Annotated in this window: 8 protein-coding genes; 2 read left to right on the top strand and 6 right to left on the bottom strand. The window is 52.2% G+C overall.

From position 1 onward, the window contains the following. Window positions 1-241: 241 nt before the first annotated feature. From GJS45_RS06905 to GJS45_RS06895, 3 genes are read right to left on the bottom strand one after another with little or no spacing between them, the layout of a single operon-like run. Window positions 242-3,454 carry an error-prone DNA polymerase gene (locus GJS45_RS06905; RefSeq protein ID WP_162340734.1) on the bottom strand — a complete coding sequence of 1,071 codons (3,213 nt, stop codon included), beginning with the start codon at window positions 3,452-3,454 and terminating at the stop codon, window positions 242-244. 39 nt (window positions 3,455-3,493) lie between these two features. Next, the gene (locus GJS45_RS06900; protein ID WP_202928044.1) at window positions 3,494-4,984 is read right to left on the bottom strand and encodes a Y-family DNA polymerase; all 1,491 of its coding nucleotides are present in this window, start codon (window positions 4,982-4,984) and stop codon (window positions 3,494-3,496) included. Further along, on the bottom strand, window positions 4,977-5,732 hold the full coding sequence (locus GJS45_RS06895) for an ImuA family protein (protein ID WP_235954656.1): 756 nt from the start codon (window positions 5,730-5,732) through the stop codon (window positions 4,977-4,979). Before GJS45_RS06895 ends, GJS45_RS06900 begins: the two co-directional genes overlap by 8 nt. A 61-nt stretch (window positions 5,733-5,793) precedes the next feature. On the opposite strand from GJS45_RS06895, the gene GJS45_RS06890 reads away from it, so the two are divergent. Further along, entirely contained in the window at window positions 5,794-6,597 is an 804-nt protein-coding gene (locus GJS45_RS06890) for an XRE family transcriptional regulator (RefSeq protein ID WP_162340733.1), read from the top strand. A 1,187-nt stretch (window positions 6,598-7,784) separates the two neighbouring features. Here the strand turns inward: GJS45_RS06890 and GJS45_RS06885 are convergent. Both GJS45_RS06885 and GJS45_RS06880 read right to left on the bottom strand, forming a co-directional pair. After that, entirely contained in the window at window positions 7,785-9,374 is a 1,590-nt protein-coding gene (locus tag GJS45_RS06885; protein ID WP_162340732.1) for a DUF6807 family protein, read from the bottom strand. 38 nt (window positions 9,375-9,412) lie between these two features. After that, window positions 9,413-11,599 carry an outer membrane protein assembly factor BamB family protein gene (locus GJS45_RS06880; RefSeq protein WP_162340731.1) on the bottom strand — a complete coding sequence of 729 codons (2,187 nt, stop codon included), beginning with the start codon at window positions 11,597-11,599 and terminating at the stop codon, window positions 9,413-9,415. A 355-nt stretch (window positions 11,600-11,954) separates the two neighbouring features. On the opposite strand from GJS45_RS06880, the gene GJS45_RS06875 reads away from it, so the two are divergent. Next, on the top strand, window positions 11,955-12,461 hold the full coding sequence (locus GJS45_RS06875; protein WP_162340730.1) for a cupin domain-containing protein: 507 nt from the start codon (window positions 11,955-11,957) through the stop codon (window positions 12,459-12,461). A gap of 160 nt (window positions 12,462-12,621) precedes the next feature. Here the strand turns inward: GJS45_RS06875 and GJS45_RS06870 are convergent, their stop codons facing one another. After that, a complete protein-coding gene (locus GJS45_RS06870) occupies window positions 12,622-14,094 on the bottom strand; it encodes an AGE family epimerase/isomerase (protein WP_162340729.1) in 1,473 nt (490 codons plus the stop codon). Window positions 14,095-14,238 lie beyond the last annotated feature (144 nt).

Here is a 14,238-nt window from a genome sequence, read left to right as displayed (position 1 = left end):
TTCATCAACTTTCCTTAGAAAAGCCGTTGCAAAGGTCAAGTCAATTTATGATAAAATCAGGTAAAAAATCCAGAACTGGGAGGAATAATTAGAAAGCCCGTTCCAATAAGGCAGAACAACTGACCTTGTTTGTTTCCTGCGGGAACAAAAAACACCGCTCCATTTCCTGTCACGGAGAGTTTTCCGGGTATTTCCCGGCACCAAAACCAACGGATGGGAGCAAGACATTGCCTGGAGCTTCTTATTTAAAGTCCCTGGAGGGAAACAGTTCCCCCTGTTGCCCTTTTTCTCCAGAAGGGCGCTGGGAAACTTCCCTGCCTGCTTCTTCTCTCTTCCCTGCCGACCTGCGGTTTTGTTCCACCGAACTGGGTTGCAGCAGCTTGTTTAGGTTATGACAAGCGCGCACCACCACGTGGATTACCTCTCCTTCTATTTGTAGTTTCCCGGAAACCATCAGAAGCTTGGACTGCAGGATAACGGATCGGTATTTCTCAAAGGTTTTGGCCCAAACCACCAGGTTGGCAAAACCGGTCTCGTCTTCAACGGTAATGAAAAGCACCCCCTTGGCCGTACCTGGTCGCTGCCTTACGGTAATCAGGCCGCAAACCTTGACAAAAGCCCCGTCCTTCATTTTCCCCAAATGAGCCGTGGGGCTTACGCGCAACTGATCCAATTGGTCGCGTAAATGGCTTAAGGGGTGAGATTTCAGGGAAAGAGTGGTGGCGGCATAATCCCTAAGTACCTGCTCCATGGGGGGGATGGCTGGCAGGGAAACCTCCTTTTCCTGGGGCGTCTCCTGCACCTGCCCCGTAAACACACCGATGGGCCTTCCCTGAAGGGCCAACACTTCCCAAAGAGCTTGCCTGCGGTCGAGGCCCTCGGATCGAAAGGCATCGGCATCAGCCAGGCGCTCCAGGGCAGACTTGGGGACCCCGGCATTGATCAGGTCGGTGATATGGTCATAGGGTTTCTTCCGCTGCTCCACCAGCAGCTGCATGTCGGATTGATTCAATCCCTTCACCTGCCGGAATCCCAGCCGAATGGACAGGTACTGACCGGATTTTTCCTCAAACACGTGGTCCCAGAAGGAGCGGTTTACATCCACCGGCCTTACTTCCACTCCGTGCTTGCGGGCATCGGTAACGATCTGTGCCGGTCGGTAAAAACCCATGGGTTGGCTATTGAGCAGGGCCGTAGCGAAAACATCCGGATAGTGGTACTTCAGCCAACAGGAAACGTACACCAGCAGGGCAAAACTGGCCGCATGGCTCTCAGGAAAACCGTAACTGCCAAATCCTTCCAGCTGACGAAACACCCGCCTGGCAAAGTCCTCCTTGTAGCCCCGGGCCACCATGCCCCCCACCAGCTTTTTCTCGTACTGACTCACCAGCCCATGCGCCTTGAAGGTCGCCATGCTTCGCCGCAGTCCGTCTGCTTCCGCCGGGGTGAAGCCTGCCGCCACGATGGCAATCTCCATGGCCTGCTCCTGAAACAGGGGCACCCCCAGGGTGCGGCCAAGGATCTCCTCCAATTCCCGGGAGGGATATTCCACCGGCTCTTCTCCCCTGCGCCGTTTGAGGTAGGGATGCACCATGTCTCCCTGAATTGGTCCTGGCCGTACAATCGCCACTTCAATTACCAAATCGTAAAAGGTCTTGGGCCTCAAACGAGGCAGCATGGACATCTGCGCGCGACTCTCAATCTGGAAAACCCCCAGGGTATCCGCATGACTAATCATCTCATATACCTGGGGATCGTCCTGTGGAATATTGGCCAGGGTAAGCTGCGGGCCGTAATGGGAACGGACCAGGTCAAACGCCTTGCGTATGCAAGTCAACATGCCCAATGCCAGCACGTCCACTTTCAGAAAACCCAGGGCATCGATGTCGTCTTTGTCCCATTCGATGCAGGTCCGGTTTTCCATCCGTGCATGCAGTACCGGACAGAGGTTGGAGAGCTGATCCCGGGTGATCACAAAGCCACCGGTATGCTGACCCAATTGTCTTGGAAAACCCATGTACTGCCAGGTAAGCAACAGCGTCTTTCGCAAATGGGAATCCCGGGGATCAAATCCCTGAGAGGAAACTTTCTCGCCTTGCAGCCATTCTTTGGTCAGTTCGTGCCCTGACTTGGCAAGCCGGTCCACCGCATCCAACGACAAGCCCATGGCTTTGCCCAGGTCCCGTACCGCTCCCTTCCAATGCAGTCGGGTGACGGTGGCCACAATGCCCGCCCGGTCCCGTCCGTACTTTTCGTAAATGTACTGCATCACTTCTTCCCGGCGCTCGTGCTCAAAATCCACGTCGATATCCGGGGGCTCGTTCCGGGCATCGGACATAAAGCGGGCAAACAGCAACTTGAACTTGGAGGGGTCCACCGAAGTGATGCCCAGGCAATAGCAAACCACCGAATTGGCTGCCGAACCCCGCCCCTGACAGAGGATACCCCGCTTCCGGGCAAAACGCACCAGGTCGTATACCGTCAGAAAATAGGAGGCGTAGTCTTTCCGGGCAATGAATTCCAACTCCTGCCGGATGGTATTCCGAAGGGCTTCGGGAAGTTGCTCCCCGAAACTGCCCCGGGCTCCCTCCCAGGTCCGCAATTCCAACTCCTCCTGGGGACTGTGCCCTTCACTGCTGATTTCCTCGGGGTATTGATAGGTCAACTGATCCAGGGAAAACTCACAGGAGGCGGCAATTTCCACCGCCCGGCGAAGGGCCGCCGGGTACTCCCGAAACAGGCGGTACATTTCTTCCCGGGATTTCAGGTACCGCTCGGCATTGGGATGCAGGCGAAATCCGGCATGTTGAATGGTGCACTTTTCCCGGATGCAGGTCAGCACATCCTGCAGGGCCCGCCTTCCCGAGGCATGGTAGTGTACGTCGTTGACCGCCACCAGGGGAATTTCCAGGCTTTGCTCCAGCTGCGCCATCCGAAACAGCCGCTTCTGATCGCTGCCATTGTAGGCAAAAGCGGCGGCCAGGTAAAGGCTGTTACCCAGAGCCTCCCGGTATTCCTCTAGGGCGGAATAAAAGGCCGGCTCAAAATCCAGGTTGGCATTCAGGCTAGTTGGAGGGACTGCGATGAATACGCTATCCCGGGCATGGGCGTATACATCCGCTTTGTACAGGTGACAGATCCCCTTCTCCGCCCGAAGATTGCCCAGGGTAAGCAGGGAAGATAGCCGCCCGTATGCGTCCCGGTCTTTGGGATAGGCCAACAGGCTGGGACCATCCAGCAAGTCCAGGCGGCAGGCCGGAATAAAGCGCAGGCCGGATTCCCTGGCTGCCGCGTGTGCCCGGACAATTCCCGCCAGGGTGTTTCGGTCGGTCAGGGCCAGGGCTTCGTACCCCAGCTGAATGGCCCGCTGCACCAATTCTTCCGGATGCGAACCTCCCCGCAGAAAGGAGAAGTTGGAGGTTACTTGCAATTCGCTATAGGCGGTTGGTTGCATGAGTTGTCTGTATCAATAGGTTCGATAAATCGTCCCGGGTCAGGAAAAATAGCCGTGCAAAAACCATTGAGGTTCCCCTTTTCCATAAAGTCCCAGTCGGAAAAGCCAGTACCTGCCCCCTTCCGTATCTTCCACACAGTAATAATCCCGGGGCGGCCCGGTTTGCAGCCACCATTCCTGCTCGATGCGCTCCGGTCCATCGGCACAAACCACGCGAACCAGCTTGCCCTTATGCTTAAAATGCACCGGAGGGTAATCGGGCAGGGGGACCATGACCGTAATGGGTTCCGGTACAGTCAGCAGGTGCAGGGGACGCACCGAATCGGGCCAACCCGTATCGGGTTTTTCGTCAAAGGAAAGCGCAGGCCGCACCGAATGTTCCGGCCAATGCCGCTCCTGAGGCAGGAAACGGTGTATGCGGCCCGAACCCAGTTTGGCCCCTATCCGGTCCAGCAGTTCGGCCACCGCAGCTGGATCCCCGGATCGGTGCCAGAGTTGCTCCTGTGGCAGCTGCACCTTTTCCACCAGCAATCCTTCCAGGCTAAATAACTCTATTCCCAAGGCTGGCTCCAGCAAGGGGATTTTCAGGGCAAAGAGCCGGAAAAGGTGCACCGAATTGTGGGAAGCCCGACCGGTGCCAATGGTGATTCCCACCGTTTTTCCGTCTACCCGCAGACCTTTGAATACCGCCTTGCGCAGCCCCTTCCCTTCCCTGCTCAAGCGCTGACAGAGGATATCCAGTAATTTTTGGAGAGCGATTTCGATGCCTTTGGCCGTGCGAATGGGCTCCAGGCAGGGCAACTGCTCTTCGTAGGGAACCCGGGGCTGTACCGGTTGAAAGGCTTCCTCTTCCCTACCCAGGGCCTGCCCCAACCGAAGCAGCAGCCCCTCCCCAAATCGCCTGCGCAAGGTTGCCGCCGGCAGGTCGATAAACTGCTGGATTTGCCGGAAACCCAGTTTTTCCAGCCCCTCCAGTATCCGCGATTCCAGGCGAAGAGCAGCCGGAGGCAAGGGCAGCAAGGCTTCTCGCTGCCCTCCCACTTCGGCTATGCCGCCCTGCTCGCCATACCGGGCCAATGCCCAGGCCACCCCAATAGTATCGGCGATGGCAGCCCGTACCCGGTAGCCTTTGCCTTCCAGGGCGGATACCAGGTCCTTCAGGTAGGCAGATTCACCTCCCCAGAGATGTGGACAACCCGAAATATCCAGCATCAGTCCGGAAGGAGGATCGGCAGCGGGAAGCGGAGTGTACCGCAAGCACCACTCGGCCAGCCGGTAGAGGAGCCGCTTTCCCCAACCGGGCCTGTCGGGAAAGACCACTATATCTGGAAAAATGGCCCGGGCATCTGCCACGGCCCTTCCCGGACGAATGCCCCGTGCAAAGGCTTCCCGACTGCTAGCCTGCACGATGGCCCGACCCCGTTCGTTGCCGGCCAATACGAAGGGCTTTCCACGGAGTTCCAGATGTCGAATGGCCAGCCGGTCCGTGGTCAGGTGACAAAACCAGAGGGATAGAAACCGCTTAGGCATACTTTCTGCTGTTTTGCGTAATTGCTTGCATCTTCTCCTCCCGGAAAACTTCCTGAAAACCCTGCCCGTCCCATTGCAGCTGCCAGTCGCCCGGTCTTCCGTTTCGAACCTTGATCAAGCCTACCCTCCAGACAGGAAAGCCCAGTCCCGGCATGCCTGTCGGTATGGGTGTTTGAACTGGGGCCACCCTCCAGCGGGTGGCACAGGCCAGGGCATGCAGACTACGGGGCTGATGGCGGTGCACGAAGCCGGTGACACGGCTCCGCTCTACTGCCAATTGCAGGCGCTGGGATTCGGAGAAACCCAACTCCCTGATTTCCCCGACCACCGCTACCAGGGCTTCGCAACTGAGGGCCTGCTCCAGTGTCCACAGCAGGTCTTTTTCCCTGGGTACGTTCACAAACACTACCCGTTCGGGGGCTACCCCAAAACGCTTCAGGGCAGGAGGAAAGACCTGTGGGCGGGTCCCCAGCCAAATGCAAAATCCACCTTTTTGCAGCAGCATGCCCAGAAGCACGGCCAAAAAGCCCTGGGTGGAAGCCGCCTCGGATGGGGTACGACTGATAAATTCGTGGTTGGCGGCCAGGGGAAATACTCCGCCCGGGAAAGCCGCATGCAAGGGACCCAGCTGCAGCCTGGAATCCGGTTGCTGCCCTTTTGGGGGAAGGTATCCTTCCAGGGCCATGATTTCCTGCTTTAACGCCCGCAGCCGGTCCATTTTATCACTATTTCCTTTCATCGTTTTCATAGAATGCCTATATTTGACACGATTCGTATCAACTCGTTGACTCTAATACTACCAAACTTCGATGAAAAAGTCAAAAAACTTTTTTCCAGGTAACCTGAAATTTCTCCGGGAGCGGAAGGGCTTGACCCAGCAAGGGCTGGCAGCCGAACTGGAACTAACCCGTTCCAAACTCAATGCCCTGGAATCCGGGCAGACCAAGGCGCCCTCCCCGGAGGATTTTCTGGTCATTTCCAGTTATTTCGGTATCAGCATCGACAGCCTGATACGGGTAGACCTGCGCACGTTGGGAGAGCTGAAATTGCGGGAGCTGGAAGCGGGTAACGACGTGTACATGCGGGGTGGCAACCTGCGGGTTTTGGCCATCAGCGTGGACAAGGGCAACCAGGAAAACGTGGAATACGTGCCCATCAAAGCCAAAGCAGGCTACCTTTCCGGATACAACGATCCCGAGTTTATTGCCTCCCTGCCCCGGTTTTCCCTACCCAATCTACCGAGACAGGGTACCTACCGGATATTCCCTACCGTAGGGGATTCCATGTTGCCCATTCCGGGGGGAAGCGATATCATCACCCGGTACCAGGACGACTGGACAGCCCTAAAGCCGGATACCCCCTGCGTGGTGATCCTGAGTGGGCAGCAGGATTTTGTGTTTAAGTTGGTGACCGTACAGGCCGCAGGGCAGCTGCTGCTTCGCTCCTTAAATCCGGTCTTTGAACCCTATAGGGTAGCTGCAGGGGATGTGTTGGAGATATGGAAATTTCAGGCCTATACCAGCAACGAAATCCCCGAACCCGAAACGGACCTGCAGCAATTGGTAAGAGCGGTCCGGGAAATGCAGCTGGAGATGAAGGGAAGGAAGGGGTAGGGATTCAGGGAAAAGGAAATTAGCCTGGTGAATTAAGATAAAATCAAGGAGATACATCGAAAAATGAACACCTTTCGGAGTGAGTCAAAATCCGGTTGCTATAATAGCAATGTGCGGTTAATCCATTCCTAAAAGTGGAGGGCCAAACCTTCACTAAAAAGGATACTACCAGATCGGTTCGCCTCCTGAAGACTACTTCCCACAGAAAATCCAGCACGATAGGGGTTGAAATCCAACTGAAATAATACAAATGGTTGCACGCTTCTGGAATGATAATTCGGTTAAACTTAGAACCAACATTCAGTATAGCGGGCCCATTTGTATACAGAATTGGGGGTTGATTTTTTAGTGATTGCTTATTAGATTTACTATGTAATTGGACAGGATGTGTAGCAACCAACCGATCAAAAGAATAAAAGTTTCCTTCCAAATAATTCACACTTGGAAGGAAGCCCCATGCAGCGTTTAGCTAGCCCACTCAAATCACGAACATTTCCTTCAAAAACGGAAAACTAAGAAATCGATTTATAATTGGGAGTGTTGGCATGGCCCTTTTATTTATGGCATTTGGATCCTACGGGTCGTTTAATCAATTTGAGATCGGTTTTTACACCTCCATAGGGGCTGCAATAGCATGGTTCTATATAAGCTATTATGGCTTTAAATGGTTGCTGGGCAGGAATAAATCCTGAATAATTGGTTTATTTACATCCATCTAAAATGTTTTCATTAATAGCAGGTCCAAAAAATTGGGCCTGCTATTTTTTTTGGCTCTAAAACCACCAACCTAATGGCGTTTAACCAAAAATTTAGTATTTGGTATTACCAAGTTAGGGCACAACCTTGAATTAACTTTGCTGCTTTTTCCTGTTTACCAAAATAAACCAATAAATCAATGTACCTATAAAAACAAAGGCACTAAATAAAATTCCCCAGCCGTACAAATAGTGTTCAGAAAGGACTTTTAAAGAAGCAAAAACAATGACTCCTAGCGCAGATAATCCCAAAGTAACTAATAACCGTTTCATAATCTATTTACTGATTTCTTTAATGGCACATCCTAATCCAGCTCCAACTACACAAAAGGGACTTAACACCCAACACCCAAACGTTCCAACCGGGTCATTATCCCAATCATCAAAAAGCTTATCAATAGCGCTTTCCAAGCAATTTCTCCTTCCATTCACCTATTCCCCTTCATAAAAATCCTTCCAGACTACCGCCTTTAGGGCCTTGTCTTCTGCGCCGGTGTAAATCAGCAGGCGGTAGCGGATGGTTTCCGATTCACCGGCGGCCAGGCCCCAGTCTCCCAGTATTTGCCGGGAAGGGCCCAGGCCCATTTGGCTGTCGACCCGCCAGGGGGTAGGGAAAGCCGCATTGTCCGGGTGATCCATGATGGCAATCCGGGCAAAGTCCTCCCGCCCGTTCAGCTTGATCCCAATATCGCTCCAAATGGCCCGCTGCCCTTCCAGTTCTATCCCTTTCTGTCCGGAAGCACTCAGGATCTCACCAATGGTCTCGGGCACCCAGGGCATGCGAACAAAAAGACCGCCCACATAGAATTTGCCCATCACCACATCCATTTTGGCCTCCCCCTGCCATTCAAGGTCCAACACGTAGCGATCGGCATAGGCCTGCAGGGACCAGTTTTGGGTTTCTACCATCAGGACGTTTCCTTCCTCGTCTAGCATCTCGTACACGGTCTGCCAACGAACCCTTTCCCCATCGTCCTGAAGAACTTCTGCCGATACCCTTCGCCAATAATCCCGGTTCCAGTTCATAAAATAATCGCGCTCGTTTACCCGCTTTAAGCCCCAGTATATGCCCGTTTGATGGGGATGGTGCACCGGACGGTACTCGGTTAGCTCTCCCCTGCCGTCCGGAGCCAGAATGGGATGCAGGTAGGGCCGTTCTTCTGGTTTTGCCCGTTGGGTCAGGATGGGTGCTGTTTTGTCTCCCGCATGGACGGCGATACGGCCTGCTTGCCGATCCTGTTCGATGCGAAGGGAAAGGGGGTTCCCGGCCCGGTGCTCCTCAGAGGAAGGCAGCAAGCTGACCACCGGCACCCGGTCTTCCATTGAGGTAAGCTCCAGGCTTCCCTGCTGTATGCGGATGTTGCGAAACCGGATGGAAAAACTTCCTTGCGGATCGTTTCCGTTGTTGGCATGTAACTGCAAGCCGATAAAACCCTTGAGGTAGCGGTCGTCTACCAGATGGGCAACAGGCACCCCATTCACCCAGGTTCGGATGATAGGGCCCACTGCTTCTATCCTGTAATGGTTCCATTGGTACCCGGATTTATCGTCCCGTTTGAAAGCGGCCTTTGCTTCCGGGCCCATTTTTTCGGGTGGGTAGATCCAGCCCCGATCCGCTCCCTCCTCGTAAATGGCCCCGCTCCACTGCTGGGGCTTGGGATCGACTTCCATCTGATAGCCGTGCACCCGGCCGTTTTTGTATTCGGGGTAACTCTGGGAACGAAATTGAATGCCCGAATTGTTCATCAGCGTATCCACGGATACCTCGAGCTCCAGCACAAAATCACCAAATTCCTGCTCGGTACACAAAAACCCATTGGGCTGTCCGGGAACGGTGCTCCCAACGATCATCCCGTCTTTCGCTTCCCAGCTATGGGCTCCGTTTAATTCGGTCCAACCGCTAAGGTCCTGACCGTTAAAAAGGGATTGCCAGTTCTGTTCCTGAGCCAGTAGCGGGAATGGCGCCAGGAGGGTTGCAAACTGGAGCAGTAAGAATGAAGCAGTGCGTGGTATCGTCATCATTTTTTGGGGTTTATGGTGGTAATAAAAGCGCAAATCCATCAATCGGGCAGGGCAAAGGCAATGACCGAATCTCCGTGAGGGGTGCCGTTTTTCCCTCCCCCGCCGGCAGTAATGACCAGGTACTGTTTTCCCTCTACCTGGTACACGCTGGGGGTGGCATAGCCGCCTGCCGGGAGTTGGTATTCCCACAGTACCTGCCCGGAAAAGGTATCAAAGGCCCGGATCTTTTCATCGGGCGTTCCTGCAATAAATACCAGGTTTCCGGCAGTTGCCACCGGACCACCGAAACTTTTGGCCCCGGTGTTTCGAATGCCTTTGGCCACCAATTCGGGGTATTCCCCCAGCGGGACCTTCCACAGGATTTCACCCTTATCCAGGTCCACGGCGTTGAGGGTTCCCCAAGGAGGAACGATGGCGGGATAGCCATTCTGGTCTACAAAGAAGGGGGCTACATTGGCGTAGCGGGGTGCCCGGCTGGAATTGGAAGTACCGGTTCCAGCCGGAGTTTCTTTTGGGTCTTCGGCACTGTGCTGCAGGTATGCGATTAGGTCATCCAGCTGCCTATCCGAAAACTGGCCAAAAGCGGGCATCATGCCCCGGCCATAGCTCAGTACGGATTTGATGGAATCTCCGCTGATCTGCAGGTTTTGAAGGGGCGGGTACAAGGGAGGATTGCCGACTTTGTTGATCCCATGACAGGCAGTACAGGAAGTATTGTACAGTGCTTTTCCCCGTTGAAGCGGGGAAGCCGAAGCGGTATCCATATCCAGGGGTACCAGGCTGTGGATGGTGGGTGCTTCGTTGATATTGACGTATAGGACATTGGTGGTGGGATCAAAAGCCGCTCCACCCCATTCCGCTCCGCCCTGATGCCCGGGCATGGTGATCACCCCTGCCCGGGAGGCCGGGGTGTACAGGGGCCCGGTTTCGTGCTTTCGGAAAATATCTAAAACATATTCCCGGGTTTCGGGCGTAATGTTACTCAGGTCGGCTTCCCGAAGGCTGGTCCGGTTGAGTGGGGGTGGTTGTAAGGGAAAGGGTTGAGTGGGCCAGGCTTCTTCTCCGGGCATCTTCGAGGGAGGAACGGGCAGATCAACTACCGGAAATACCGGTTCGCCAGTTTCCCTATCCAGAACAAATGTAAATCCCTGTTTGGTCAGTTGGACCACGATATCCCGGGCCGTACCGTTTGCCGTGACGGTGGCCAAGATGGGGGCCGGAGGCAGGTCGTAATCCCAGATGTCGTGACGCAGGGTTTGGTAATGCCAAATGCGCTTGCCTGTGGTGGCATCCAGAGCGATCACGCAATTGGCAAAAAGGTTTTCCCCCTTGCGCATGCCCCCGTAGATGAAATCGGGTGCAGGGGAACCGGTGGCAAAGAACACCCAGCCCCTTTCCTCATCCACGGTCAATCCACCCCAGGGATTGGTACCGCCATAACTCACTCCTTCTTCAAATTCCCAGGTGTCGTAGCCCAATTCCCCCGGCTGGGGAATGGTATGAAAAATCCATCGAAATTCCCCGGTAAGGGCATCGTAGCCCCGCACGTCTCCGGGGGTGGAGGGAGCTCCTTCGGGCGTTCTTCCACCGATGATGAGCATGTCCTTATACACCATGCCCTGGGTGGTGGCCTCAAAATCTACCTGTTCCGGATCCTGGGGCAGGTTTTGGCGCAAATCGATCCAGCCGTTTTCCCCAAAGGAAGTGATCAGGGTACCGGTAAGGGCATCAATGGCATAGACCCGGTCCTTTACGAAGTTAAGGATGCGTTTATTTTCTCCCTTTTCGTCTTCCCAGTAGGTAAGACCTCTATTTCTTCCCCGAAAGGGGCGTTCGTCATTTCGGTACTGGTCCGGACGAAACACCCACACTTCTTCCCCGGTGGTCGCATCCAGTGCGACCGCATTTACTTCCGGCGTGGTGAAATAAAGCAGACCGTCTATAATGATGGGATTGGCATACATGCCCGGTCCCACGGGATTGCCGTGCTGGTATTCCCAGACTTTTTCCAGTTGCTGCACATTTCCGGCATGCACCTGGTCCAGGTCGGAATATTGGATACCGGAGGAGTGGCCCCGATAAATACCCCAGTCCGTATGGTTGTTAAGTCGGCTTTGGTAGGCCGAATCCGGCGAGGTTTCCGGCTCATTCGGGGCACAGGCAAAAAAAAGCAGGGAGCAAAGGAGAAAAGGCAGGTATTGGCTATTTGGGTTTGTATTTCTCATGCAGGTCTTTTAAACAAACGGTAGGTCAGGTTACATTTTTTTTGGTACGGAAAAGGCCAAAAACCTTCCATAAATAAGGTAGGCAGGCTTTACGGAAGTAATGTTACAGCTTTTTGGGAAAACATCCCAAATTACCTGCCCCTATGAAAGGTACAAATTACGCAGAAAAAAGCCTTCCGATGAAGGAATATATTTTGTTTTCATTTGCTTGAAATTCAGCTGGCATATTAAAGGTACAGCAGCTACTTCCCCTGTATTTTCTGAACATGTTCGAAGGCATTCTTAATCGGTAGAAATTTTGGAAATACGGCTGAAAATCCGTTGATTAATTCTTTGTTCATAAATACCTGTTACGTTGTCCCAACCAAAAAAACTATATTTCCAAGACGAGGGTGTGATCCCTAACAGCACCTTACCGCTCTTGCTCTACCAGAATATTTTGGATGAAGAAGGGGCGGAAGCGGCAAGGTGGCTGGAAGAAACATTTGCTTCCAACAATTGGACCAACAGCTGGCGATGGGGCGTTTATGATTTTCACCATTACCACAGCAATACCCACGAAGTGTTGGGAGTCTTTAGTGGACAGGCTCTCATTCTGCTGGGCGGAGAAAAAGGTCAAAAGGTGAAGGTGAAACCGGGAGATGTCATCATCATTCCCGCGGGTGTGGGCCATAAGTGCCTAAGTCACGACAATCAATTTACGGTAGTGGGTGCCTATCCCAATGGCAGGAGTCCCGACCTGCTAAAAGGAGAAAAGGGAGAACGGCCAAAAGCAGATCAAAACATCGCTCAGGTGACTTTGCCCGAAGCCGATCCCCTGCTGGGAAAAGGCGACGGGTTAAAAAAGATTTGGGGCAAGTAAGGCTGTCTTCCACTTAAGAAATCCATTAATGAAACTTACCGAGTCAAAAACCGGGTGTCTGGAATACTTGAAGAATCGACATTCAATTTCATCGACAGGAATAGCAACTGAGAAATCAGCAAATTTACGAAAGGTGTCTAAGTAGCTTAAAAGGAAGCTCTTAATTCCTGGGTTTAGACTGCGTTTTTTGCAAAACAACTTCCATAGTATAATTTCCTCGTTTTGGTAAACGGATGCTTCCTTGATCTTGATCTATTTTGTTCCAGCACTTGCCGTCAATCCGTACTTTTTTTATATCGTAATTGAGATCCTCCAATAACAAGGGAAACAGCTTTTCAGTAGTCGCTGAATTGATGTGATAAAACAGGGTAACAGGCTGCTCATTGACCCAATAATCCAGGTAGAGCATGGTCAGGAATCCGTTTTCTACAGCATGATAGGAGGTTTTTGTCACCACCCCTTTACTGCTGTTGATAAAATTACCTTGTTTATCCACACTCAAATAGGTTCCCCCTTTTTGCTTATCAATAAAGTTATTGTTCCAGAAAGTAGCGCCCCTTTTAAAATTACCCAAGGATTCCTCTTTGTCGGAAAGGGCATAAAGATAAAGCTGAAACATATTGCCATAGGCTTGCACCCACCAGGGGCTGTCCTCGCTATGTAGTTCCGGATGGTCAACTCTGAGTTTATGGTACCAAATCCCAGCGTCTTTGTCAAAAGCATATTTTAAAAGTTGCTCATTCAATCTTAAGGCCTCCTCCTTATAGTTTTCTTTACCGGTAAGTGCGTAAAGCCGCGTGAGCATCCAGGCCACTTCCACATTGTGACCTGTATTCATCATTTCGTTCCTTTGTTGAAGGGAATTCCAATTCCGGTCGAAGCCCTCCATAATCCACCCGCTTTTTTTATCGTTCATGCGGGTCAACGTCATCTCCAGTAGTTGTTCACTTTTCTGAAGGTATTTTTCCTCCCGTGTTGCGGCGTATAGGTAGAGCAAATAACCCGAGACAGGTGCCAATTGAGGAGAAAAAACCTTGTTTGAATCTTGGATGCGGAAGTCTCGATCTAATCGACGGAAATAGCCGCCATTTTCAGGATCCCAGGCTTGATTTTCCATAATGTCGATACTTTTATCCAGGTAGTGTTTCACCTCCTCATTCCGGGTTACGATATAATACATGGCCAGTCCAGTAATGGCATAGGCATTCATGAACATATCCTTGTCCATAGAAACGGCATTTCCTGAGCGATCCAGTTCATGGAACCACCCGCCGTATTGGTGATCCCAGCCGTTTTTGATTAAATAATCAAAGGTTTCCTGAGCCAGTTCGAGGTAATTTTCGTCTCCTGTTACATGGTAGCCTACGGAATAGGAAAAAAGATGCCGGGCGATCATTCCCGGATACTTCTCCTGCTTTTCCCCTACTTTCCAGTCTTTATCGAGAAGGGTATGGAATGATCCAAATTCCTTATCCCGGGCAAATTCAGTCCAAGGTTCCAGTACATCGTCTATTACCTGTTGTTTCCAATAATCCCCACGCATTAGGTCCTGGGCAAAGAGCGAGTAGTTGCTAACAAATAAAAGTGGGATAAAAATAAATGTCAAAAATTGGTTAACAATCGGTTTCTTCATTTTCTTAAAATTAGTTGTATGTAAAATCGTTCTACCTTTGGCCCTCAAATTCAACATTGAATTTTAATAAGCGAAGACTCCAGAGAGGATTCAATTAATCAAACGATCACGTTCCATTTGGTAACCAAAACCAGTTGGATTTCT

Source organism: Cyclobacterium salsum (assembly GCF_010119245.1).
GTDB lineage: Bacteria > Bacteroidota > Bacteroidia > Cytophagales > Cyclobacteriaceae > Cyclobacterium > Cyclobacterium salsum.
Note: the sequence above shows the minus strand (reverse complement) of the source record. Positions and strands in the feature narration are given on the sequence as shown.